The following is a 24,744-nucleotide window of genomic DNA, read 5'->3' on the forward strand; positions in this document are numbered from 1 at the left end:
TCTCGGGCCAGCGTCAGATACGGTCTGGGTTGGCCAGCAGGGTGAGTTCGCGAATCAGTTCCTGCTCCTGTTCTGTCTTGCGGCGTAGCAGGGCGTCGTACTCGCTGGCCAGGTCTTCAATGGCGGTGTCTTCCGGGAAGTGGTTGGGCAGGTCGAGCACGTTGGCCTGGTACGCTTGCTCGATACTGTCGAATCGATCCGCGTGGAAGGTACGCAAGTAACGGACCCATTCCTGGTTATTCACTGCATACTTCAGGAAGTCCTGGCCATCCTGGTCGTGCAGCACTTGCTCGATCGCACGGGTCAGCTCGTCACGGCTGACATCTGCGATCGCCTCGAAGAGTATGTTGTCGTTGGGTACGCCAAGCTTCAAGGGGTCGTTCGACTCGCGGCGATAAGCCAGGCGAACCTCCGTTTCGTCGCGTTCACCGGCGTTTTCACGGGCGATCTCATCGAGTCGGCTCATGCGGTACAGCCGCCTGAGTTCCTGATAGAGCGCCTGCTCGGTGTCGGCTGTCTCGACCAGCATGCGTTGGCCGGCGATGAGAAACTCCAGGTTCTGGAACACCAGCAATACGCCGTCGTGGCAGGTCTGCTCACCCGTGTCCGGTTGCACCAGCGCCTCTTGAGCAATCTGATCGAACAAGGTGCGATCTTCCTGGTTGACGAGCGCCCTTATCAGCACCAACCGCACCCGTTCGGCAAAGGCTGCACGCGTCTCGCCATTACGAAAGGGCGCCGCCTGTTGCAGGCGTCCCACGAACGTCAACAGGTTGCGTGCATCTCCCGCCTGCTTGAGTCCCTGCCACGCATCGCGCATCGCGTCATTCTGATCCTGGGTGCCGAGCAGCCAGAGCGCCAGGTCCGGCGCATCTTCACTGTCGATGGGCAGGGGATCATGCAGGTGGCCCCTTGGGGGGGCGTCGTCCGAGGGGCTGAAGGCGAAGGTGAAACGCCGCTGGGTCGCGGAGGATCGCCTTGCGCGGTCTACGGTCTCTGGGGTGAGCGGGTTATCGAAGAGCGCAATCGATGTCACCTGCGCGCGGGTGTCGGGGTTGTTGAGGATGTGTTCGGGCAGCACGGTCAGCAGATTGTCGCTGAGATTGAGCAGTTCCAGGGGTAGCAGCGCGTCGACCCAGGTGGGCCACTGGCTGATGGACATGTTGCTCAGGTCCAGACGGTTGAGGTTACGCAAGGACTGCGGTACTTCAGTGATCTCGCCCAGGCGGTTGCCGGCCAGTTCCAGGGTGCGCAGGCTGCCCAGCTGGCCGAGGGTGGCCAGCAGGCTGGAATCGATTTCCAGGCCCATCTCATGCAATGAGAGGTAGCTGAGCTGCGGTAGGTTGAGTAGCGCTGGCACAAGGGTCGGGCTCGTTTGGGCATGATGGCCGAGACTGAGGGCTTCCACTGCGTTGAAGCGCTGCAAGAGCGCTTCCAGTTGCCCGGCTGTGCCACTGGTCCGCTCCATCGACAGGGCGCGGACTTGCGCATAGAAGAATGTCGGTAGCTGCGGCGGGAAGTGCTCCAGCGCGATGTTATCCAGGCGCAGTGGGCTTCGCGAACCCCGCTCGACACTGCGCCAGTAAGCATTGAGGGTCATGCTGATGCGGGTGCGCATTGCCATGGCTGACGGGCTCAGCGGCGCCGTGGAGCTGGACGCATCAGCCCAGCCGTAAGTGGCCTCGTGCAATTGCTCGCGTTGTTCGGTGTATCGGCGCATTTGCTCGCTCAGAGCAGCCGATCGATCGAAGCGGATACGTTCTGGGCTGTTCTCGTGGCTGAGCAGGATGCGTAGTAGCTGATCGTCAATGAGGTTGTTCCCCTCCAGGGACAACACAGTGTGCGGGAGCGTGGATTGCTCGTTGCCAATCAGAAAGTCGGGAAGCGAGCGAATCCGATTGTGCCGCAGCGAAACGGTCCCGATCTGGTTCAAGGCCCGCTGGTTCAGGCTTGCAGGCCAACTGTCCAGTGACATGCGATCAAGGCTCAGATGGTCGAGCGTGAGCCTGCCGAACTGCTCTCTGGCGAATGGCGAAACCCGGTTGCCATCGAGGGTAAGCCGACGCAGTCGTGGCATTGCGCTCAACCTTTCGAAATCCTGGTTTGACAGAATCAGGTTCTGATTGGTCAGATCGAGCGATTCCAGTTCGTGGAGGCTCGTCGCAATCGAAAGCAAGACATCCTGGCTCGCCCTGATGGTTGTGCCACCTTCGCTGACAGGGTGGGAAATTTCCAGTGAACGCAAGAGGGGAAATTGCTCCAATACCCGGGCGAGGCTACGCGTGCGCCGCTGCACCCCCATCGTGTGATCATAGGTATGGTCGATCAGCTCCAGGCGGGTGATCCGTTGGCCAAGGAAAGCGGGTAGGTTGGCAGGGAATGTGTCCAGACGGACGCGTTCCAGGCGCAGGGTTGGCCGTACGGTGCTATCGAATGGCGGAGCATGGTCATACCAGCACTGCATGAGCTGATCGCGCAGCAGGCTGATCGCTTCAATATTGTCACCTGCGCCGGGCAGCGTGTTCTGCCAGGCGTCCAGATGAAGCGTCAGCTGGTTACGCTCCCGGATCAGGCGCAGCAGATCATCGTTGATCTGACGCAAGTTCAAGCCTCTCCGTTCCAGGGTGTGGAGAATGTCCGCGGCGCCTTGGGACATGTGCTGAGGCAGAGCCAGCTGGTTGATCATGCGTATCAGTGTGGGCCTCCTGATGTAATTGCCGACGGGGTTGCCTCCCCCCATCGGGTAGCCCAGCCGGCCGTCGGCCAGGCGCATCGGCGAGCGGTAGCCCGGACGCACAGGTTGCATGCGCAACAACGCTTTGAGCTCGGCACGCGCAAGTGGCGGCCTGGTTCGCAACAAGCGCTTGAGGGCCGAAGCGTTTGCTGTCCCCGTACCGCCAAGTGTGTTGCGTATGGAGGGTGGGATGACCTCAGCCAGCGCGCTGTATAAGGTGTCATGAAGCTGCTCGGAGGCATGCGCTGGGGTGCTGTCGAGCACAATGTAGCCATCGTGGGTGCTAAAGATGCTGATGGCAGGCTCAGCGCTTGTATCGCCTATGCGCATGCTGTCTGCAGGCAGCATGCCCTGGCGTACCAGCTCGATGCGCGTGTCCGCTGGCCAATCGGGTAATTGACCAAGCGTTTGCAGGATCAGCCGGTCGGCATCCCAGTTGCGCACTGCATCCAGATACAACCCTTCATAGGCACGTGCCAGCCGTACCTGTTGCTGGTAGGCCCGAATCTCTTCGGCAAGCTGTGGTTCAACCTTGCCTTCGGCGAGCGAACGCAGCGTTGGCCCATCGGCGTGCTGCAGCAGTTCGTCGATGATGGGGGCGGGAAGTCCAGGATAGCGTCGGAGGGGGGCGATCACGGTAGCGGGCCTGGCGTACAACTGCTCATAGCGCGTCTCGAACGCCTCTCGCAGGGCCTTTGGCTCGCTCTGCATGGAGCGCAGCGCCTGATCCAGCTTGAAACGTGCCAGGGTGTCTTGCAGCAGTGCCGGGGGTTTCTGGTTCTCGACCAGGCTGCGGCGTAGCGCGGCTGCGTCCGTACCACTGACCTCCAGGATGCGCATGGCCTCTTCGTCACTGAATGATGCAGCCTGGGAATCCAGCAGCCTCCTGAGCAACCGCTGGGTCGGCCATTGCAGCGGGCGGTCCAGTTCGTGCAGCCATAGCCCCCTGCCATTGTGGTAGACCGCAGGCTCGTAACTGAACGGTTTGCTCGGGTGTTCGATGTGGTAAGTGCCGTTCTCAGGTTTCCATTTCAGCGAATAGCGCTTGCCATCGAGGTGAAGCCACAGCTTGCCATCGTGTCGGTATAACCCCAGGTCGTCGGCCTGGAGCCCAGGCTCGAACGGCACATCCTGCTCGAAGGGTGTCAGGTCGGGGTTCCATAGGCGCCTGCTGCCATCCGGCATTTCCACTTCCAGCAATTCCTCGATGAAAGAGGGCGCGGTGACGTCGCGCAGAACGGGTTCGGGCTCTGCGACATCGCCCTTCAGCTCTGCCTTCACCGCACCGGCACCGGCTTCGATCACGGCCAGGAATACGATGTTTTCCACGACATCCAGCAAGTAGGCATAGGCCTGCTGACGTTCACCGTGCTGCCAGCTTTCGATGCCTTCGTAAACCTCATGGCCCATTTGCAGGATCATCGACCCAAGCAGCAGGTCATTGACGACAGTCGCCGCGATAGCGACGCCCGGCACCACCAGGCCTATCCCCGGTAACAGGAAACCCACGATGTTCAGGGCATTCAGGGCAATAGACTCGAAGTAGGCCAGGCGATCATGGAAGGTCTTGATGTCCATGGCGAGGGTCGGCACGGCATGGAACCTTGCATCGTCGCGCAGCTTGGTGAAGTTCTGGTAGAGCAACTCGGCCTGGAATGGACGGCTGGTTGCGCGTGGCACGAGCGGGAGTTCGGCGTTCGGGTCGGGGACTCGCTCGTAGGCATTCTTCAGAGTGAAGGTCAGCGGTGTCAGGAGGTCCAGCAGCTGGGTGCTCAGGCGCGCCTTTTGCGCATCCGGCATGTGGCGTGTGATGACCGTCAGGTCTTTCTGGGCCGAGTCGCGCAAGTGGTTGAACAATGCCTCCAGGGACGGGTATTCCTGCAGCGTCGATTCGACGGCATGCGGGGTGTAAAGCACCACACAGGGCAGCGCCCGGAACTGGATCAGCAGCATGCCGTTCAGCTCGGTCTGCCACAGCCTGAGGAAGCTGAAGGTGGCAGGTGCGGCGGGGTCGAGTTCATCCAGCGAAGTAGCCAGCAGGGCGTCATAGGCGGCTTGACTGACCTGAGCTTGCAAGTAGGCAAGGTGCAGGTTTTGCCTGAATGCCGAAAGTTCGACCTGGCCGAGCGTGTCGAGCACCGGCGCCTGGGCGTTCAGCAGTGTCTCCCATGTCTTCGACTGGCCCGGTTGCAGCAGCGGGGCGGGGTAGTAGATGGCATCGATCAGGGCCTGGTATTGGCCGCCAATGTCGAGCTTTCGGCACAAGGCGGCGAAGGCGGTGGGCTCGATGGCTATCACATTTTCGAACGGCGGCCCGTTCTGATAGCCACGCTGATCGAGAATGACCGAGCGCATTCGTGGCGTTGGCACATCCATCCCGCCAGCTTCAGTCGAGGCATGTTCGAAGTTCTGCAGGGCGTGATGTTTCAGTGAACGGACGAAATCTTGCGGTTTGGCCGCGCCCAGTTGGCGCCGGTGGGCATAGCCCACCGCGTCGAACAGGTAGGTGTTCGCCACGTCGATCTCAAGCTGGAACTCTTGTTTGATTGCGGCTTCAAGCTGCTGGGTGGCGAATGTGTCCAGGTCAGGGAGGGTTTCGAACAGCTTGCTTGCCGCTGCCACAGCGGCCCGGTAGTGCTCATGTTCGCGCCCCAGTGCCCGGGTAACCTCGGGATGTCGCAGGCACGCTTGCTCGAGCGAGGCGGGGACCGCCTTGAATGCCGCACGCAGCGTGCTGCTGGCCTGTGCGGGTAGGGCCTTGATCCAGGCCGGCGCCTTGTGTTCGATCAGTTCGTAATGCGGAATGTCGTCGGGTTGTGCATTCAGTGACATGTGCAGGCGCTCCATGGCAATAGTGGAACTGCACTATCCCGGGCCCTGACCTTGGCAGGCGTTATATATCTGTGCTGGAAGCGAGGGGGGAATGCTCAAAGGACAATTCAGGTTTATGATGGCCCACGGCCGAATAAATCCTCACACGGAGTGCGCGATGCAGACCCTCTACCCGCAGATCAAACCCTACGCCCGGCACGATCTGGCCGTGGAAGCGCCGCATGTGTTGTATGTCGATGAAAGCGGCTCGCCGGAAGGTCTGCCTGTGGTGTTCATCCACGGTGGCCCGGGTGCGGGCTGCGATGCCCAGAGCCGCTGTTACTTCGACCCCAACCTGTACCGCATCATCACCTTCGACCAGCGCGGCTGTGGCCGCTCCACGCCGCACGCGAGCCTGGAGAACAACACCACCTGGCACCTGGTCGAGGACCTTGAGCGCATCCGCAAGCACCTGGGCATTGAAAAGTGGGTACTGTTCGGCGGTTCGTGGGGCTCGACCCTGGCGCTGGCCTACGCCCAGACCCACCCAGAGCGCGTTCACGGCCTGATCCTGCGCGGCATCTTCCTGTGCCGTCCGCAGGAAATCGAGTGGTTCTACCAGGAAGGCGCCAGCCGCATGTTCCCGGACTATTGGCAGGACTACATCGCACCGATCCCAGCGGAGGAGCGGGGTGACCTGGTCAGGGCCTTCCACAAGCGCCTGACCGGCAACGACCAGATCGCCCAGATGCACGCGGCCAAGGCCTGGTCCACCTGGGAAGGCCGCACCGCCACGCTGCGCCCGAACCCACTGGTGGTCGACCGCTTCTCCGAGCCACAGCGCGCGTTGTCGATTGCCCGCATCGAATGCCACTACTTCATGAACAACGCGTTCCTGGAACCCGACCAGCTGATTCGCGACATGCCCAGGATTGCCCACCTGCCGGCGGTGATCGTGCATGGCCGCTACGACGTGATCTGCCCACTGGATAACGCCTGGGCGCTGCACCAGGCCTGGCCGAACAGCGAATTGAAGGTGATCCGCGACGCCGGGCATGCTGCCTCCGAGCCAGGGATCACCGATGCCTTGGTGCGTGCGGCCGACCAGATGGCGCGCCGTCTGCTCGACCTGCCGCTGGAAGAAGCATGAAGGGCTTGCTGCAACGCGTGCGGGGCGCACGCGTGGAGGTAGGCGGGGAGATTGTCGGTGCCATTGACCAGGGCTTGTTGGTGTTGGTGGCGGTGGAGCCTGAAGATACACGTGAACACGCCGACAAACTGTTGCACAAGCTGCTGAACTATCGCGTGTTCAGTGACGAGCAGGGCAAGATGAACCTGTCGCTCAAGGATGTCGGTGGAGGCTTGCTGCTGGTGTCCCAGTTCACCCTGGCGGCTGATACCCGCAGCGGCATGCGACCGAGCTTCTCGACCGCCGCACCACCGGCGCTCGGGGCGCAATTGTTCGACTATCTTTTGAGCAAGGCACGCGGCCAGCACGCCAATGTGGCAAGTGGGCACTTCGGCGCAGACATGCAGGTGCACCTGGTCAATGATGGCCCTGTGACATTCTTGTTACAAATATGAGGTCGAAAAACCCTTTGTTTATAGGAAAACAAGGGGTTTTGTACGATAAATAGTTGGTCCACACTGATGCGTTGTAACGCATCCTGCTGGATAATCGCGCGCTGCGTGGGCCTGCGTTCGCAGGTTCGTTTCACTCTGACTCGAGCATTGTCTGGACCCGTTTGGGGAATCATTACGCCCTCATGGGGTCCGAACAGTGCTCGCCAACCCGGCATTTGTCGCTGGCCGTTGGTTTCATGATCTGTTTTCGGCGAGGGTTGCTCGTGATTGTTAGTCCCCAAAAAGCATCAAGAATCCCCGGCACCGGGCTGCGCAAGGCCCTGATGGCCAGTGTGGCACTGGTCGGCCTGATGAGCGCGGGCCAGCTGTGGGCATTCAATCTTGACGATGTTGCAGCCAAGGCAAAGGATCTGGCCGGCCAGAAATACGAAGCACCGAAGAGCAATCTGCCTGCGGTGTTCCGCGACATGAAGTTCGCGGACTACCAGAAGATCCACTTCCTGCAGGAAAAGGCCGAGTGGGCCAAGGACAAGACTCCGTTCAAGCTGTCCTTCTACCACCAGGGCATGCACTTCGACACACCGGTGAAGATCAATGAGATCACTGCGACCAAGGTCGAGGAAATCAAGTACGACTCGAGCCGCTTCGAGTTCGGTGATGTGCCGCACGACCCGGAAACCGTCAAGAACCTGGGTTACGCCGGTTTCCGCGTGCTCTACCCGATCAACAAGGCCGACAAGCAGGACGAGATCATGACCCTGCTGGGGGCCAGCTACTTCCGCGTGGTCGGCAAGGGCCATGTGTACGGCCTGTCGGCGCGTGGCCTGGCCATCGACACCGCGCTGCCGTCGGGCGAAGAGTTCCCGCGCTTCACCGAGTTCTGGGTCGAGAAGCCCAAGCCGGCCGACAAGCACCTGGTGATCTACGCCCTGCTGGATTCGCCACGTTCCACGGGTGCCTACAAACTGATCCTGCGCCCGGGTACCGATACCGTGGTCGACGTACAGTCGCGCGTGTTCCTGCGTGACCAGGTCAGCCGCCTGGGTATCGCCCCGCTGACCAGCATGTTCCTGTTCGGCCCCAACCAGCCCTCCAAGGTGCTGAACTATCGCCCGGCCCTGCATGACTCCGAAGGCCTGTCGATCCATGCCGGCAACGGCGAATGGCTGTGGCGCCCGCTGAACAACCCGAAACACCTGGCCGTGAGCAACTTCAGCGTCGAGAACCCGCGTGGTTTCGGCCTGATGCAGCGCCAGCGCGCCTTCAGCGACTTCGAAGACCTCGACGACAACTACCAGAAGCGTCCAAGTGCCTGGATCGAGCCGAAAGGTGATTGGGGCAAGGGCACCGTCGACCTGGTCGAGATCCCGACCGCCGACGAGACCAACGACAACATCGTTGCCTTCTGGAGCCCGGAGAAGCTGCCTGAGCCAGGCAAGCCGTTCGAATACGCCTACCGCCTGCACTGGACCATCGACGAGCAGCAGTTCCAGGCCCCTGACCTGGGCTGGGTCAAGCAGACCCTGCGCTCCACCGGTGACGTCAAGCAGTCCAACCTGATCCGCCAGCCAGACGGCAGCGTCGCCTTCCTGGTCGACTTCGCCGGCCCGGCCCTTGCCGCCCTGCCGGAAGACACCCCGGTGCGCAGCCAGATCAGCGTTGGCGACAACGCCGAGGTGGTCGAGAACAATCTGCGCTATAACCCGGAGACCAAGGGCTGGCGCCTGACCCTGCGGCTGAAGGTCAAGGAAGCCAACAAGTCCACCGAAATGCGCGCTGCGCTGGTGCGTGACGTGCCGGTCGAGGCAGCCAAGCCTGCTGCTGAAACCAAGCAGGAAAAGGCAGCAGCCAAGCACGCCAAGCATGAGAAGACCGCCAAGGCGGAACCAGCCAAGGCCGAACAACCTGCCGCCGATGCGGCACCCACCAACGGGACCCCGGCCACCACTGAAAAAGTGCTGACCGAGACCTGGAGCTATCAGTTGCCTGCCGATGAGTAACTCAAGCGCAAGGCCAGAATCGCTTGGCGAATACCTGGCCCACCTCCCACTGAGCGATGAGCAGCGCGCGGAACTCGCCAGCTGCACTTCGTTCAGTGAGCTGCACCAACGCCTGGCGGCCAACCCGGCCGCCAACGCCACCGAGGCCGTGCAGGCCTCGGTCGGCCCGCGCCTGACCGTGGGCAGCGCCGCCGAGCTGGAAGACGCCGAGATGCTCGGTGTCGACGGCAGCGGCCGCCTGTGCCTGAAGATCGCGCCGCCGATCAAGCGCACCAAGGTCGTGCCCGAGCCATGGCGCACCAATGTACTGATCCGCATGTGGCGGCGCATGACGGGCCGTGCCAACGCGCCGCAGCCGCCCAAGCGCGAGCTGCCAGCGGCGCGCTGGCGCACGGTCGGCTCGATCCGTCGTTATATCCTGCTTGCCCTCATGATTGGCCAGACCATCGTCGCCGGCTGGTACATGAAGGGCATCCTGCCGTACCAGGGCTGGTCGTTCGTCGACCTGAACGAAATCGTCAACCAGCCGCTGTGGGACACCGTGGTGCAGGTGTGGCCGTATGCCTTGCAGACGTCCATCCTGGTACTGTTCGGTATCCTCTTCTGCTGGGTCTCGGCAGGCTTCTGGACCGCGCTGATGGGCTTCCTCGAGCTGCTCACAGGGCGTGACAAATACAAGATTTCCGGCAGCAGTGCCGGCAACGAGCCGATTGCCCCCGAGGCGCGTACCGCGCTGGTGATGCCGATCTGCAACGAAGACGTGCCGCGCGTGTTCGCAGGCCTGCGGGCGACCTTCGAGTCGGTGGCGGCCAGCGGCAACCTCGACCGTTTCGACTTCTTCGTGCTCAGCGACACCAACGACACCGATATCGCCGTGGCCGAGCAACAGGCCTGGCTGGACGTGTGCCGCGAAACCAAGGGCTTCGGCCGTATCTTCTACCGCCGCCGCCGTCGCCGCGTGAAGCGCAAGAGCGGTAACCTCGACGACTTCTGCCGTCGCTGGGGTGGCGAGTACAAGTACATGGTCGTGCTCGACGCCGACAGCGTCATGAGTGGCGAGTGCCTGAGCAGCCTGGTGCGCCTGATGGAGGCCAACCCGGACGCCGGCATCATCCAGACCGGGCCGAAAGCCTCTGGCATGGACACCCTGTATGCACGCATGCAGCAGTTCGCCACCCGCGTGTACGGCCCGCTGTTTACCGCCGGCCTGCACTTCTGGCAGCTGGGCGAATCGCACTACTGGGGCCATAACGCGATCATCCGCATGAAGCCGTTCATCGAGCACTGTGCCTTGGCGCCGTTGCCGGGCAAGGGCGCGTTCGCCGGGGCCATTCTCTCCCACGACTTCGTCGAAGCTGCGCTGATGCGCCGTGCCGGCTGGGGCGTGTGGATTGCCTATGACTTGCCGGGCAGCTATGAAGAACTGCCGCCGAACCTGCTCGACGAGCTCAAGCGCGACCGCCGCTGGTGCCACGGCAACCTGATGAACTTCCGCCTGTTCCTGGTCAAGGGCATGCACCCGGTGCACCGTGCGGTGTTCCTCACTGGCGTGATGTCTTACCTGTCGGCGCCGCTGTGGTTCCTGTTCCTGGTGTTGTCGACGGCACTGCTGGCGACCAACACCCTGATGGAGCCGCAGTACTTCATCGAACCGTACCAGCTCTACCCGCTGTGGCCGCAGTGGCACCCGGAGAAGGCCGTGGCGCTGTTCTCCACCACGATCGTGCTGCTGTTCCTGCCCAAGCTGCTCAGCGTCATCCTGATCTGGGCCAAGGGAGCCGTCGAGTACGGCGGGCGCATCAAGGTCACCCTGTCGATGCTGATGGAGATGCTGTTCTCCATGCTGCTGGCGCCGGTGCGGATGATCTTCCACACCCGCTTCGTGCTGGCCGCGTTTCTTGGCTGGGCGGCGACCTGGAACTCGCCGCAGCGTGACGACGATTCCACCCCGTGGAGCGAAGCGCTGCGCCGCCATGGTCCTCAGACCCTGCTGGGCTTCGCCTGGGCCGGGCTGGTGGCCTGGCTGAACCCGAGCTTCCTGTGGTGGCTGGCGCCGATCGTTGGCTCGCTGGTGCTGTCGATCCCGGTATCGGTCATCTCCAGCCGCACGCGCCTGGGCCTGGCGGCCAAGGATGAGAAGCTGTTCCTGATTCCCGAGGAATACGCGACGCCGCAAGAACTCCTGGCCACCGACCAGTACACCCACGAGAACCGCTGGCATGCCCTGCATGACGGCTTCGTGCGTGCGGTGGTCGACCCACGGCAGAACGCCCTGGCCTGTGCCATGGCCACTGCCCGTCACGGCCAGGCCGCGCCGATCGAGGCGCTGCGTGCCGAGCGCGTGGCCAAGGCGATCGAGGTCGGGCCGAAAGGGCTGGACCTCAACACCCGCCTGGCCTTGCTCAGCGACCCGGTAGCCTTGAGCCGCCTGCATGAGCAGGTCTGGGCAGGGCACAATGCGGCGTGGATCGATGTGTGGCGTGCTTCCATCAAGAACGACCCACATTCGCCGCTGCTGCCGCTGCATCCGGAGAATGAAGGCCAGCCGGCACTCGTCGGCGCCTGATAAATCGCAATCGCGGTTAAATCCGCTCCTACGAGGGTTACGCCTGTAGGAGCGGATTTATCCGCGATGCTTTTTTTTGGCCAACAAAGTCCCCCCCGGCTCTAGGTCCGAGCGCCGCCATGCGTTAGCATCCCTTTCCGATAATCCGCATCGGCCGGTACGGCCATGCCATGACAATAAGATTCGCTTCTTTACTTGCTAGGGGACTTGGTGATGATCAAGAAATACCTTTCGCGACTGCTGGTCGGTGTCACCGCCCTGGTCGCCGTAACTGCGGCCCAGGCCGGCGCCATTGACGACGCAGTCAAGCGCGGCACCCTGCGGGTGGGCATGGACCCCACCTACATGCCGTTCCAGATGACCAACAAGCGCGGCGAGATCATCGGCTTCGAAGTCGATATCCTCAAAGCCATGGCCAAATCCATGGGTGTGAAGTTCGAGGCTGTTTCCACCGCTTATGACGGCATCATCCCGGCCCTGCTAACCGACAAGTTCGACATGATCGGCAGCGGCATGACCCTGACCCAGGAACGCAACCTGCGCCTGAACTTCAGTGAACCCTTCATCGTGGTTGGCCAGACCCTGCTGATCCGCAAGGAGCTGGCGGGCGAGATCAAGTCGTACAAGGACCTGAACAACGAGAAGTACCGCCTGACCTCCAAGCTCGGTACCACCGGCGAAATGGTGTCCAAGAAGCTGATCGGCAAAGCCAAGTACCACGGCTACGACAACGAGCAGGAAGCGGTGATGGACGTGGTCAACGGCAAGGCTGACGCCTTCGTCTACGACGCGCCGTACAACGTGGTGGCGGTGGAGAAGGCCGGCGCCGGCAAGCTGCTGTTCCTCGAAGAGCCCTTCACCTACGAGCCGCTGGCCTTCGGCCTGAAGAAAGGCGACTACGACAGCATCAACTTCATCAACAACTTCCTGCACCAGATCAAGCATGACGGGACCTACGATCGTATTCACGACAAGTGGTTCAAGAACAAGGATTGGCTGAAGGAAATGGAATAAGGCCCAGGCCACAAGCCCGGCTTTATGACCCCGACGCGCAGGCAAACCCTGCGCGTTCGCATTTACGGAAGTACCCCACGTGATCAAACACAAGAAAGCCCAGTGGCCCTGGCATGGCTTGACCGCCCTGGTCCTGGTGGGCCTGGCGTTCAGCCTGTACATGGCCACTTCGATGATTTCCTACGAGTGGCGCTGGAACCGCGTACCGCAGTACTTCGCCTACAAGGCCGAGGAAGTGCAGCGTGCCGCCGGTAACGGCAGCGTGCAGGAAATCGTCGTTTCCGGTGACGCCGCGCGTGTCACGCTCAAGGATGAAAACGGCGATGAGCAAGTGCTCGACGTGGCTAAGGACAGCCTGCAACTGAGCCGTGGCGACGATGTCGCCGAAGGTGACCAGGTCGGCGTGACCCGTCACTGGGCCGCTGGCCCGCTGGCATGGGGCTTGTGGACCACCTTGTGGATCTCGGTGGTGTCTGGTGCGCTGGGCCTGGTGATCGGCCTGTTCGCCGGCCTCTGCCGGTTGTCGAACAACCCGACCCTGCGCGACCTGTCGACGGTGTACGTCGAGCTGGTGCGCGGCACGCCGTTGCTGGTGCAGATCTTCATCTTCTACTTCTTCATCGGCACCGTGCTCAACCTGTCCCGTGAGTTTGCCGGGGTGGCCGCGCTGGCGCTGTTCACCGGCGCCTATGTCGCGGAAATCGTCCGCGCCGGCGTGCAGTCCATTGCCAAGGGCCAGAACGAGGCCGCTCGCTCGCTGGGCCTGAACGCGGGCCAGTCGATGCGCCACGTGATCCTGCCACAGGCATTCAAGCGTGTGCTGCCACCGCTGGCCGGGCAGTTCATCAGCCTGGTCAAGGACACCTCGCTGGTGTCGGTGATCGCCATCACCGAGCTGACCAAGAGCGGCCGCGAGGCCATTACCACGTCGTTCTCTACCTTCGAGATCTGGTTCTGCGTGGCCGGCCTGTACCTGCTGATCAACCTGCCGCTGTCGCACATCGCCAGCCGGCTCGAGCGGAGGCTTGCGCAAAGTGATTGAAGTCCGTGACCTGCTGAAAGTCTTCGACACCCGTGGCCATGTAGTGCGGGCTGTGGATAACGTCACCACCCAGGTCGCCAAGGGCGAAGTGGTGGTGGTGCTCGGCCCGTCGGGTTCGGGCAAGTCGACCTTCCTGCGCTGCCTCAACGGCCTGGAGCATTTCGACGAAGGCCGCGTGGCCATCGACGGCCTGCAACTGGCCGACCCGAAGACCGACATCAACGCCTACCGCCGCGAAGTCGGCATGGTGTTCCAGCACTTCAACCTGTTCCCGCACATGACCGTGCTGGAAAACCTGTGCCTGGCGCAGAAGGTGGTGCGCAAGCGCAACAAGGCCGAGCGTGAAGCCAAGGCCCGGGCCCTGCTGGAGAAGGTTGGCATCGCGCAGAAGGCCAATGAATACCCGTCGCGCCTGTCCGGCGGCCAGCAGCAGCGGGTGGCGATCGCCCGTGCCCTGGCGATGGACCCGAAGGTGATGCTGTTCGACGAACCGACTTCGGCGCTGGACCCGGAAATGGTCGGCGAGGTGCTGGACGTGATGAAGACCTTGGCCCAGGAAGGCATGACCATGGTCTGCGTCACCCACGAAATGGGCTTTGCCCGTGAAGTGGCGGACCGCGTGCTGTTCTTTGACCACGGCAAACTGCTGGAAGACTCGGCGCCGGCTGCCTTCTTTGCTGCGCCTAAGGATCCGCGGGCCCAGGCTTTCCTGCGCCAGGTGTTGTAGCCGCACTGGCCTCTTCGCGGGTAAACCCGCTCCCCCAGGTATCTTACTGCCCATGAGGCGGCGGAGATCCTTGTGGGAGCGGGTTCACCCGCGAAGCAGGCGACGCGGTCCTAAAGGTTGAACCGCCCCACCATCCCCCGCAACTGTCGCCCCAGCTGCTCCAGCTCCCCGCTCGAAGCCGCCGTCTGCTCACTGGCCGCACCGGTCTGCTCCGACACGTCCCTCACGCTGATCACGCTGCGGTTGATTTGCTCGGCCACCACGCTCTGTTCCTCGCTGGCCGTGGCGATCTGCTGGTTCATCCCCTGAATGCTCGATACCGTGTCGGTGATCTGCCCCAAGGCTTGGCCGGCTCGGCGGCTCAGCTCGACGCTTTGCTCGGTGAGACTCTTGCTGCTGTCCAGCAGCCGGTTCACTTCGTCGGTGCCGTTGTGCAGGCTATCGATCAACTGGCCAATCTCTTCTGTCGCGGTCGAGGTGCGCTGGGCCAGGCCGCGCACCTCATCGGCCACCACGGCAAAGCCGCGCCCGGCTTCACCGGCCCGTGCCGCTTCGATGGCTGCGTTCAAGGCCAGCAGGTTGGTCTGTTCGGACACCGACTTGATCACATCGAGAATGCTGCCGATGCGCTGGCTTTCGCCGGCCAGGTGCTGCATGGCGGCCAGGCAATGGTCCATCTGCCCCGCCAGTTGCTCGATACGGCCAATGGCTTCGCCGACGACCTGGTCACCCAGTTGCGCTTGCTGGTCGGCATTGGTGGCCGCCAGTGAAGCCTGTTCGGCGTTCTGCGCCACCTCCTGCACCGTGGCGCTCATCTGGTTCATGGCGGTGGCGACCTGGTCGGTTTCCTCGCGCTGCTGGTTGATGCGCAGCTTGGTGTCCTCACTGCTCGCAGCCAGCTGCGAGGCCGCCTGGGAGAGCTGGCCGACGCCCTGGTCGATGCCACCGATCAGCTCGCGCAGGCTGGCGATCATCTCGCTCATGCGGGTCTGCAGTTGTCCCATTTCGTCTCGCCGCCGCACCGGCTCGAGCTGGCTCAGGTCGCCTTTGGCGATGCGCGCGGCCAACGCCAGCGTCTGGCGCAGCGGTTGGGTGATCTGCTGGGTAATCAGCCAGCCAGCGATGAAGCCTACGATCAGGGCCAGCAGCGCGACGCTGGTGAGCAAGGAGCGGGCAGCCACGGCCTCGCTGTCGCGTTGCTCGACTTTCCTTTGGCTTAGCTCCAGGCTGACGGCCCTGAGCTCCGTGCCCATTTGTTCCATTTCATTCTGCAACTGCTCGACTTGCAACGCCGTTTGGCGGTACTGCTCCAGGCTGCTGCGGTACTTGCCCAGTTCGATGCCAGGCTGTTCCGTCAGCGTACGTGGCAGCCCTAGTGGCGCAAGGCCCTTGAGCAGTTGACCGAGGCTGGTATCGGCGGCATTCAGTGCCACATCGCCAACCTTGGCGAAGTCCTCGAGGGGCGAGAAGGTGTATGCCGGCACCAGGCTTTGTTGATTGGCAATGTCGACCTGACGGCTCAGGTTATCCATCAGCCCCAGCACGCCGCCCTGGCTGTCGGCGGGCATCTTCAGCAAGGCCTGGGTCTGCAGTTCGTCGATGACCTCGTTGAGCTTTTGCTCTTGGGCCTGCATCGCCGCGCGCACTGCACGGCGCTCGTCGACACTGCGTTGCAACGTGGTGAACGTATCGCGCAGGCGTTGTAGCAGCTGCAGCTTCTGGGTCAGCATCTGGCGTGATTCATCGACGCTGCTGCGCTGTTGCAGGGTGGTCAGCATGGCATCGAGTTGCTGCAGGATGCTGGCGATCTGCGCCTTGCTGGCGTCGTCCGCCAGCACCCGGTAGGTGATGCGCTCGGCGCGCAGGTCCTTGACCAGATCATTGATCCGGCCGATTTCGCTGAGCTGTTCCGAGCGGGTGATGGCACCGTCCAGTGCGCGCCAGCCGCTGACCGTGGTGACCAGGGTCAGCGCGAGGACCACGGCGAAGCCCAGGGCGAGCTTGGCGCCGACACTGATGTTGCCGAGCCTGTGATTGAGGTAGCCGAACATGGCAAGTCTCCGTCCAGTTGGTGGGGATGGAATGCTGGCGTAGTACTGGCATTCCATCCCTGCCAATCGGCGGAGGGCTTGTAGGACTTGACCTGAAAATTCTGTAGGAAAATTCAGCGCAAGTAATGAGCCGTCAGAGCCTGAATCGCCCGACCAACCCTTGCAGGTGGGTACCCAGGCGCGCCAGTTCGACGCTTGAACTGGCGGTTTCCTCACTCGCTGCGGAGGTCTGGTCGGAGATATCGCGAACATTCATCACGCTGCGGTTGATCTCCTCGGCGGTGGCGCTCTGCTGCTCGGCGGCTGTGGCGATCTGCTGGTTCATCGCCTGGATCGACGACACCGTGTGGGTAATGGTTTCCAGCGAGCTGCCGGCGCGGCGGGTCAGTTCGACGCTGCTGTCGGTCAATTGACGGCTGGCGTCCATCACACTGGCCACGCGCTGCGTGCCGTTTTGCAAGCCGGCGATCAGCTCTTCGATTTCCTCGGTGGATTGCTGGGTACGCTGGGCAAGGCTGCGTACCTCGTCGGCGACCACTGCAAAGCCGCGCCCGGCTTCACCCGCACGTGCCGCTTCGATGGCGGCATTGAGCGCCAGCAGGTTGGTCTGCTGGGCCACCGACTTGATCACGTCGAGCACGCTGCCGATCTTGTCGCTTTCGGCCTTGAGCTGGTTCATCGCTTCGCTGGAGTTGACCACCTCGCTGGCCAGGCGCTCGATCTGCGCAACCGCCTCGCTGACCACGCGATCGCCTTCGCGTGCCTGCTGGTCGGCCATAGCTGCCGCTTCCGAAGCTTGCTCGGCATTGCGCGCTACTTCGTGGACCGTGGCAGCCATCTCGTTCATCGCCGTCGCCACCTGGTCGGTCTCGACCTTTTGATTGTTGACCCCGGCGCTGGTCTGCTCGGTGACCGCCGACAGTTCTTCGGCGGCGCTGGCGATCTGCGTCACGCCATCGCCGATGCCGCCGATCAGCTCGCGCAGGCCCTGGGTCATGCGTTGCATGCTGGCTTGCAACTGACCGAGTTCGTCGCGGCGAGTCGAATGCAGGTCCTGGCGCAGGTCGCCGTTGGCCACGCGCTCTGCGGCAGCCAGGGTCTGGCGCAAGGGGACGATGATCTGCCGGGTAATGGCCCACGCCGCGAGCAGGCCCAGTACCAGGGCCAAGGCCGTGGCACCGCCGAGCATGACTTTGGCCTGGGCTGTGCCGGCATCGCGCACTTCGGTTTGCGAAACGGTCATTGCCTCACTGGTCTGCAGCAGCAGCGAGCCCTGTTCAGCCATGCGCTGCAGTGCCTGCTCACTGGCGTTCTGGGCATTGCCGAACTGGGTGACCGCATCGCGGTACGCGGCCAGCGCGCTGGCCGAGTCGTCGAGGCTGGCGGCATGTTCGGCCGGTAGCTTGGCTGGCAGCGCCTTGAGTACGGTCAGCGCCTCGTCGATGGCCTTGAGCGCGGTCTGCTGATACTCAGCGTTGCCGCTGTAAGTGTAGCCACGCACCTGGAAGCGCGCCTGTTGCACCAGCGCACTGACTTCCACGGCATGTTGGTACTGGCTGATGTCGCCGTTCTGCAGCAGGCGCTGTTGCACTCGATTGATCAGCTCGACGGCCTTGTCGGCGCTGTCGCCCAGCACGCCGCGGGCTGCCTCGCGGCGCTGGCCGGCCTGTTTGAGCTCGTTGAAGGCCTGCTGGTACTGGTTCACGGCGGCCTGCTGTTGTTGCAGGCGCTGGCGATCGGTGGGCTGCTCGATTTGTCCGAGCATGAAGGTGATCTGCCGTTCGAGATTGCCCAAGGCCTTTTCCAGCTCGCCGATGGCCGCATCGCTGCGGTCGCGCTGGTAGTGCTGGCGGGCGATGCGCAGCTCCTGGGTGTACTGGTGGATCACCGAGATGTTGCCCAGTTTGTCACCACGCTCGGTGACACTGTTCAAACCCTGCCAACCGGTAAAGGTGATGGCCAGGGTCAACACCAGCACCAGGCCAAAGCCCAGCCCCAACTTGCGATTGACGCTTACATTCCCGAGCGATTGGGAAAACCATTGGTACATGTTCGACTCCCCGGCAACGTGGCAGCACAGATTATTGTAGTGTTGCCAACACCATCGGCTTGCGCCGGGGAAACTTGATAGATAAAAGCTGACCCGTCTGTCAGAAAATCCTTGAGAGCAAGGCGGTTACCGCGGTTTCCACACGAAGAATGCGCTCACCCAGCTGCACGGGTGCCAGGCCAGCCTTGCCGAACAGGTCGATTTCGTAAGGAATCCAGCCGCCTTCGGGCCCAATGGCCAGGGTTACCGGGCCTTCAACCGCGCGTGGGCAGGCCGGGTAGGGGCCAGGGTGGCCGACCAGGCCGAGGGTGCCGTCGGCAATGGCGGGCAGGCGGTCTTCGACGAACGGTTTGAAGCGCTTCTCGATGATCACCTCGGGCAGCACCGTGTCCCGGGCTTGCTCCAGGCCGAGAATCAGGTTCTCGCGGATGGTTTCAGGGTTGAGGAAGGGCGTTTGCCAGAAGCTTTTCTCAACCTTGTAGCTGTTGACCAGGATCAGTCGCGGCACACCCAGGGTGGCCACGGTCTGGAACAGCCGGCGCAGCATTTTCGGGCGCGGCACTGCCAGCACCAGGGTCAGCGGCAGCTTGGCCGGCGGCTGTTGGTTGAAGACGACCTCCAGCTCGGCTTCATGCTTCTCCAGGCGCAGCACGGTGGCCTTGCCCATCAGCCCATTGATGCGGCCCACGCGCAGCGTGTCGCCCACCTCGACACCGTGGATTTCCTGCATGTGGGTGAAGCGCCGATCAGCGAGAACGACACGCTCGGCCGAGACGAAATCGGCCTCTTCAAGAAGTAACAGGTTCACGGCTGGGTCGCTGGCGGCTGGTCGTTAGGGTCGTCGGTGGCTTGGTCGTCGGCATGGCTGCGTTTGCGGATCAGGCTGCCACACAGCACGCCAATCTCGAACAGCAGCCACATCGGCACCGCCAGCAGTGTCTGCGAAAAGATGTCTGGCGGCGTGAGAATCATGCCGACCACGAAACAGCCGATGATCACGTACGGGCGGACCTTCTTCAGGTACATCACGTCGACCACGCCAATCCACACCAGCAGCACCACGGCTACCGGGATCTCGAAGGCGACACCGAAGGCGAAGAACAAGGTCATGACGAAATCGAGATAGGCGGCGATGTCGGTCATCATCGCCACGCCTTCCGGCGTGGCTTTGGCGAAGAAACTGAACATCAGCGGGAACACCAGGAAATAGGCGAAAGCCATGCCGGCGTAGAACAGCAGGATGCTCGACACCAGCAGCGGAATGGCAATGCGCTTTTCATGGCGATACAGACCTGGCGCGATGAAGCCCCAGATCTGCTGGAGAATGAACGGGATCGCCAGGAACAGCGAGACGATCATGGTCAGCTTGAACGGCGTCAGGAACGGCGAGGCCACGTCGGTGGCGATCATCGTCGCATTGGCCGGCAAATGGTCGCGCAGCGGCGCCGACACCAGGGTGTAGATCTGCTGGGCGAAGGAGAACAGCCCGGCAAAGATCAGGAAGATGACTGCCACACAGCGCAGCAGGCGGGTGCGCAGTTCGGTCAGGTGCGAAACCAGCGGCATTGGCTGGTCATGTTCCGGGTTCTCGCTCATGGGGCTCGCGGCGGTTGAGGCGGTTCAGAAGGTGTGGCCGGGGCGGCAGGTGGCTCGACCGGCCTGGCTTCGAGCCCGGCAGGTGGCTGCACGCTGGCCGTGGTTACCGGTGGCTGCGCGGGTGGCGTCAGTGGGTTGAGGATGCGCTTGGCTTCCTCTTCCATCTGCAGGATGTGCTCGTTATGCAGCTGGCGGCGGATGTCGTCGGCGCCGATCTCGCGCTCGACCTCCATCTTGATCGCATTGAAGCTGCGTTTCAGCCGCCCGATCCATAGCCCCGCAGTACGCGCGGCGCCTGGCAGGCGCTCGGGGCCGAGCACCAGCAGGGCGACCAGGCCGACGAGCAACAGCTCGCTGAAACTGATGCCGAACATGGGTCAGTCTTTCCGCTGCGGCTCTTGGACCGGCTGGGCCTGGCCCTCGATGGTGTGGCCTTGCTGCGGCTGGGCAGTGTTCTGCACCGGCGGCACAGGCTGGGCGGGCGGAGGGGTCTGCTCGGCCGGCTTGTTCTCTTCATCGCTCATGGCCTTGCGGAAGCCCTTGATCGACTCGCCCAGGTCGCTGCCGAAGTTCTTCAGCTTCTTGGTGCCGAAGACCAGGACGACGACGACTAGCAGGACGATCCAGTGTTTCCAGTCAAAAATACCCATGGTGCTCTCCTAGAATTCTATTGGCTCAGGCCGAGGGCTGACGCGCGGCCTTTTCATCGTGCCCGGAAAGCCCGAAACGGCGCTCCAGTTCATCTAGCACGGCTTGCGGATGCTGGCCCAGCGCACTGAGCATGACCAGGCTATGGAACCACAAGTCTGCGGTTTCATAGATGACATCACTGTAATCCTTGCTCACCGCAGCGTCTTTGGCTGCGATGATGGTCTCGACGGACTCTTCGCCGAGCTTTTCGAGAATCTTGTTCAGGCCCTTGTGGTACAGGCTTGCCACATAAGAGCTGTCGGGCGCCGCTTGCTTGCGCTCTTCGAGCACTTCGGCCAGGCGGTTGAGGGTGTCGCTCATGTCAGTGTCCTGCGCTGTAGATGGCATCCGGGTCTTTCAGAACCGGGTCGACGGTTTTCCATTGGCCGTCCTCGAAGACGCGGTAGAAGCAGCTTTCACGGCCGGTATGGCAAGCGATATGGCCCAGTTGCTCGACCATCAGGATGATCACATCGGCATCGCAGTCCAGGCGCATTTCATGCAGCTTCTGCACATGGCCGGACTCCTCGCCCTTGCGCCACAGCTTGCCACGCGAACGCGACCAGTAGATGGCGCGTTGTTCGGCGGCGGTCAGCGCCAGCGATTCGCGGTTCATCCAGGCCATCATCAGCACGCGTCCGGTCTTGTGGTCCTGGGCGATCGCCGGTACCAGGCCATCGCTGTTCCACTTGATCTCGTCCAGCCAGTCTTTCATCGTCGACTCCAAAGCGGGCCCGCTCCTGTGTCGGGCCCTTTGCGCTAGTGTGCCAGCCAGCAGCGCGGCTGGCTATTGGCGCACAATCAGGTAAAGCCCGGCAGCCAGCATCAGCCAGGCCGGCCAGGCGCCAGGTGCGGCCAGGCTGGCGGCCTCGGCGGCGCCGGTGGCCAGCACCGCACCGCCGCCAAGCAGGCCGGCACCGAGCAGGCGCAGCGCCCAGCGGTCGCCCTGGCGGCGACGCTCAGGCAGCTGCGGGTCTTCCAGGTGCGGCTGCGACAGGCGTTCGAGCAGGTCGCGGGCCATGCCAGCCAGGTGCGGTAGCTGCTCGACCTGGCCATGAATGTTGCCGAGCACCGCCTTGGGGCTCATGCGTTCGCGCATCCAGCGTTCCAGGAACGGCTTGGCGGTGCTCCACAGGTCCAGGTCGGGGTACAGCTGACGGCCCAGGCCTTCGATGTTGAGCAGGGTCTTCTGCAGCAGCACCAGCTGCGGCTGGACTTCCATGTTGAAGCGCCGGGCGGTCTGGAACAGCCGCATCAGCACCTGGCCAAAGGAAATATCCTTTAACGGTTTTTCGAAGATCGGCTCGCACACGGTGCGAATTGCCGCTTCGAACTCATTGACCTTGGTATGCGCTGGCACCCAGCCCGAGTCGATGTGCAGTTCGGCAACGCGGCGATAGTCGCGCTTGAAGAAAGCGATCAGGTTGCGCGCCAGGTAGTCCTGGTCTTCGGCGGTGAGGCTGCCGACGATGCCGCAGTCAATGGCAATGTACTGCGGGCTCCACGGCTTGACTGTGCTGACGAAGATGTTGCCGGGGTGCATGTCGGCGTGGAAGAAGCTGTCGCGGAACACCTGGGTGAAGAACACCTCGACGCCACGTTCGGCGAGCATCTTCATGTCGGTGCGCTGGTCGGCCAGGGTGGCCATGTCGGTCACCGGCACGCCATAGATGCGCTCCATCACCAGCACCTTGGGACGGCACAGGTCCCAGTACACCTGGGGCACGTACATCAGCTCGGAACCTTCGAAGTTGCGCCGCAGCTGGCTGGCATTGGCCGCCTCACGCAGCAGGTCGAGTTCGTCGTAGATGGTCTTTTCGTAGTCGCCGACGATTTCCACCGGGTGCAGGCGGCGGGCGTCGGCCGAGGCGCGCTCTGCGGCCTTGGCGATCTGGAACAGCCAGGCCATGTCCTGGGCGATGACCGGCTTAAGGCCAGGGCGAACCACCTTGACCACCACCTCTTCGCCACTCTTCAGGCGGGCAGCATGCACCTGGGCGACCGAGGCCGAGGCCAGTGGCTCGACGTCGAAACGGCTGAACACTTCGCCGACCTTGGCGCCGAGCTGTTCTTCGATCAGCGCCACGGCTTTTTTCGGGTCGAACGGCGGCACGCGGTCCTGCAACAGCATCAACTCGTCGGCGATGTCGGTGGGCAGCAAGTCGCGGCGTGTGGACAGCAGCTGGCCGAACTTGATGAAGATCGGCCCAAGGTCCTGCAGCGCCAGGCGCAGGCGCGCACCGCGGCTGAGCTCGGAAGGCTTGCGCGGCAGCCAGCGCCAAGGCATCAGCAGGCGCAGGCTGGCCAGCCACCAGGGCAGCAGGGGTTGTTCGAACAGCAGGTCATCGAGACGGTAGCGGATTACCACGCGCTGGATGCGAAAAAGACGGCGGACGGCGAGCAGCTTCATGCGTTTTCGCTGGTATCAAGGGATCGGGAGAGGCGCTTGAGGCGGGCCTCGAGGCGTTCTGTGTCGAGCTTAAGGGCATCGAGTTCGCTGAAGGCGGCTTCAGCTTCGCGCTTGCCGACCAGGGTTCGGGACTCTTCGGCCAGGTATTCGGACAGGTTCTGGCTGAAACGTGCCAGGCCCTGGCGGGTCCAGCGTGCGCGCAGGCGCAGGTGCCCGGCGAGCATCGCCGTGGCAACCGGACCGAGCCAGCGCTGCAGCTCGTGTTCCCAGTCCAGTTCCAGGTCCTGCAGCATGCCGAACAGGTCGAGCAGCACGGCGCTGTCGCCATGCAGCTCGACCTGCGGGCTGTGCAGCACGGCAGTCTTGTCCTTGGCCACGGCCAGTTGCACCAGGCTGCCGGCAGGGGCGCGCAGGCTGCAGTCGACCCCGCCTTCCCAGTGGGCGGCGAGCATCAGGCCTTCTTCATCGGGCAGGATGAACACCTGCAGGGCCGGCTGGCGGCAGTCGATCTCGATGACCTTGCCTGCGAGCGCGGCCAGCCGTGGCAAGGCCGTGCTGTCCATGCGCAGGACACGGTTCAGGCCATGTTCGACACTGGCGAGCAGCCCGGCCAGCAGCATCAGGGCTTGATTCCCCGGTGCACGGCAACGATGCCGCTGGTCATGTTGTGGTAGGTGACGCGGTCGAAACCGGCCTCGACCATCATGCTCTTGAGGGTTTCCTGGTCGGGGTGCATGCGGATCGACTCGGCGAGGTAACGGTAGCTTTCCGAGTCATTGGTGATCAGCTTGCCGGCCAGCGGCATGAAGGCGAACGAATAGGCATCGTAGGCCTTGGACATCAGCTTGTTGGTCGGCTTGGAGAACTCCAGGATCAACAGGCGCCCGCCCGGCTTGAGCACCCGCAGCATCGAGCGGATGGCTTGGTCCTTGTGGGTGACGTTGCGCAGGCCGAAGGCGATGGTCACGCAGTCGAAGTGGTTGTCCGGGAACGGCAGCTTCTCGGCGTCGGCCTGGACGAACTCGATGTTGCCGGCCACGCCACGGTCGAGCAGGCGGTCACGGCCGACCTTGAGCATCGAATCGTTGATGTCGGCCAGTATCACCTGGCCCGTCGGGCCGACCAGGCGCGAGAACTTGGCCGCCAGGTCGCCGGTACCACCGGCGATGTCCAGCACGCGGCTGCCGGCGCGTACGCCCGAAAGCTCGATGGTGAAGCGCTTCCACAGGCGGTGCATGCCGCCGGAGAGCACGTCGTTCATCAGGTCGTACTTGGCAGCGACCGAGTGGAACACTTCGGCGACTTTCTTCGCCTTCTGGCTTTCAGGGACGTCCTGGTAGCCGAAATGGGTGGTGGGTTCGGCGTGGTCGCCTTTGCGCTGGTCGTTCATATCGCTTCACCGAAAAAAATTACCGCCATTCTAGGGCGAACGGGCGGATTTGTCTTGGCGGGGTGTGCCTTGGGGCAGG

The 24,744-nt window shown here is 62.9% G+C and carries 19 protein-coding genes and 2 pseudogenes; 7 read left to right on the forward strand and 14 right to left on the reverse strand.

What is annotated here, in order from left to right; genetic code table 11:
* Window positions 1-13: 13 nt before the first annotated feature.
* Complete coding sequence (locus ACQKPS_RS11105) at window positions 14-5,566, reverse strand: NEL-type E3 ubiquitin ligase domain-containing protein (RefSeq protein ID WP_427604033.1); 5,553 nt, start codon at window positions 5,564-5,566, stop codon at window positions 14-16.
* 157 nt (window positions 5,567-5,723) lie between these two features.
* Here ACQKPS_RS11105 and pip point away from each other — a divergent pair, with 157 nt between their 5' ends.
* The 7 genes from pip (at window position 5,724) to ACQKPS_RS11140 (ending at window position 14,478) form a co-directional block, all read left to right on the forward strand.
* A complete protein-coding gene (gene pip, locus ACQKPS_RS11110; protein ID WP_254482744.1) occupies window positions 5,724-6,695 on the forward strand; it encodes a prolyl aminopeptidase in 972 nt (323 codons plus the stop codon).
* Window positions 6,692-7,129: a D-aminoacyl-tRNA deacylase gene (gene dtd / locus ACQKPS_RS11115; RefSeq protein WP_427604035.1), complete on the forward strand. Its 438-nt coding sequence runs from the start codon at window positions 6,692-6,694 to the stop codon at window positions 7,127-7,129. Before pip ends, dtd begins: the two co-directional genes overlap by 4 nt.
* A 263-nt stretch (window positions 7,130-7,392) precedes the next feature.
* Entirely contained in the window at window positions 7,393-9,129 is a 1,737-nt protein-coding gene (locus ACQKPS_RS11120; RefSeq protein WP_302329828.1) for a glucan biosynthesis protein G, read from the forward strand.
* Window positions 9,122-11,695: a glucans biosynthesis glucosyltransferase MdoH gene (gene mdoH / locus ACQKPS_RS11125; RefSeq protein WP_254482747.1), complete on the forward strand. Its 2,574-nt coding sequence runs from the start codon at window positions 9,122-9,124 to the stop codon at window positions 11,693-11,695. Before ACQKPS_RS11120 ends, mdoH begins: the two co-directional genes overlap by 8 nt.
* A gap of 216 nt (window positions 11,696-11,911) precedes the next feature.
* The gene (locus ACQKPS_RS11130; protein ID WP_025752328.1) at window positions 11,912-12,709 is read left to right on the forward strand and encodes a transporter substrate-binding domain-containing protein; all 798 of its coding nucleotides are present in this window, start codon (window positions 11,912-11,914) and stop codon (window positions 12,707-12,709) included.
* Between the two features lie 79 nt (window positions 12,710-12,788).
* A complete protein-coding gene (locus tag ACQKPS_RS11135; RefSeq protein ID WP_427604038.1) occupies window positions 12,789-13,751 on the forward strand; it encodes an amino acid ABC transporter permease in 963 nt (320 codons plus the stop codon).
* Window positions 13,744-14,478, forward strand: coding sequence for an amino acid ABC transporter ATP-binding protein (locus ACQKPS_RS11140; protein ID WP_054884283.1), 735 nt, complete (start codon window positions 13,744-13,746; stop codon window positions 14,476-14,478). The genes ACQKPS_RS11135 and ACQKPS_RS11140 overlap by 8 nt, the downstream gene beginning before the upstream one ends.
* Before the next feature lie 110 nt (window positions 14,479-14,588).
* Here ACQKPS_RS11140 and ACQKPS_RS11145 read toward each other — a convergent pair whose 3' ends face one another.
* The 13 genes and pseudogenes from ACQKPS_RS11145 to ubiE form a co-directional block, all read right to left on the reverse strand.
* Window positions 14,589-15,482: a methyl-accepting chemotaxis protein gene (locus ACQKPS_RS11145; protein WP_427604258.1), complete on the reverse strand. Its 894-nt coding sequence runs from the start codon at window positions 15,480-15,482 to the stop codon at window positions 14,589-14,591.
* Between the two features lie 9 nt (window positions 15,483-15,491).
* Window positions 15,492-16,781 (reverse strand): annotated as a pseudogene (locus ACQKPS_RS11150) (methyl-accepting chemotaxis protein); the annotation flags it as partial.
* A complete protein-coding gene (locus ACQKPS_RS11155) occupies window positions 16,663-17,535 on the reverse strand; it encodes a methyl-accepting chemotaxis protein (protein ID WP_409457400.1) in 873 nt (290 codons plus the stop codon). The pseudogene ACQKPS_RS11150 and the gene ACQKPS_RS11155, both read right to left, overlap by 119 nt.
* Window positions 17,518-18,579 (reverse strand): annotated as a pseudogene (locus ACQKPS_RS11160) (methyl-accepting chemotaxis protein); the annotation flags it as partial. The gene ACQKPS_RS11155 and the pseudogene ACQKPS_RS11160, both read right to left, overlap by 18 nt.
* 100 nt (window positions 18,580-18,679) lie before the next feature.
* Window positions 18,680-19,387, reverse strand: coding sequence for a 16S rRNA (uracil(1498)-N(3))-methyltransferase (locus tag ACQKPS_RS11165; protein WP_427604040.1), 708 nt, complete (start codon window positions 19,385-19,387; stop codon window positions 18,680-18,682).
* Window positions 19,384-20,175: a twin-arginine translocase subunit TatC gene (tatC, locus tag ACQKPS_RS11170; protein ID WP_254482753.1), complete on the reverse strand. Its 792-nt coding sequence runs from the start codon at window positions 20,173-20,175 to the stop codon at window positions 19,384-19,386. The genes ACQKPS_RS11165 and tatC overlap by 4 nt, the downstream gene beginning before the upstream one ends.
* Entirely contained in the window at window positions 20,172-20,549 is a 378-nt protein-coding gene (gene tatB / locus ACQKPS_RS11175; protein ID WP_176508161.1) for a Sec-independent protein translocase protein TatB, read from the reverse strand. The genes tatC and tatB overlap by 4 nt, the downstream gene beginning before the upstream one ends.
* Window positions 20,550-20,552: 3 nt before the next feature.
* Window positions 20,553-20,825 carry a twin-arginine translocase TatA/TatE family subunit gene (locus ACQKPS_RS11180; protein ID WP_254482754.1) on the reverse strand — a complete coding sequence of 91 codons (273 nt, stop codon included), beginning with the start codon at window positions 20,823-20,825 and terminating at the stop codon, window positions 20,553-20,555.
* A gap of 25 nt (window positions 20,826-20,850) precedes the next feature.
* Window positions 20,851-21,186, reverse strand: coding sequence for a phosphoribosyl-ATP diphosphatase (locus ACQKPS_RS11185; protein WP_013974545.1), 336 nt, complete (start codon window positions 21,184-21,186; stop codon window positions 20,851-20,853).
* A 1-nt stretch (window position 21,187) separates the two neighbouring features.
* A complete protein-coding gene (hisI, locus tag ACQKPS_RS11190; protein WP_027592414.1) occupies window positions 21,188-21,580 on the reverse strand; it encodes a phosphoribosyl-AMP cyclohydrolase in 393 nt (130 codons plus the stop codon).
* A gap of 72 nt (window positions 21,581-21,652) precedes the next feature.
* A complete protein-coding gene (gene ubiB / locus ACQKPS_RS11195; RefSeq protein ID WP_254482756.1) occupies window positions 21,653-23,275 on the reverse strand; it encodes a ubiquinone biosynthesis regulatory protein kinase UbiB in 1,623 nt (540 codons plus the stop codon).
* Window positions 23,272-23,895: a ubiquinone biosynthesis accessory factor UbiJ gene (locus tag ACQKPS_RS11200; protein WP_254482758.1), complete on the reverse strand. Its 624-nt coding sequence runs from the start codon at window positions 23,893-23,895 to the stop codon at window positions 23,272-23,274. Before ACQKPS_RS11200 ends, ubiB begins: the two co-directional genes overlap by 4 nt.
* Window positions 23,895-24,665 (reverse strand): bifunctional demethylmenaquinone methyltransferase/2-methoxy-6-polyprenyl-1,4-benzoquinol methylase UbiE, encoded by a 771-nt coding sequence (ubiE, locus tag ACQKPS_RS11205; protein WP_054884292.1) that lies wholly within the window; start codon window positions 24,663-24,665, stop codon window positions 23,895-23,897. Before ubiE ends, ACQKPS_RS11200 begins: the two co-directional genes overlap by 1 nt.
* Window positions 24,666-24,744 lie beyond the last annotated feature (79 nt).

Origin of the sequence: Pseudomonas sp. NPDC086566, assembly GCF_050280885.1 — a bacterium.
Taxonomy (GTDB): domain Bacteria; phylum Pseudomonadota; class Gammaproteobacteria; order Pseudomonadales; family Pseudomonadaceae; genus Aquipseudomonas; species Aquipseudomonas vlassakiae.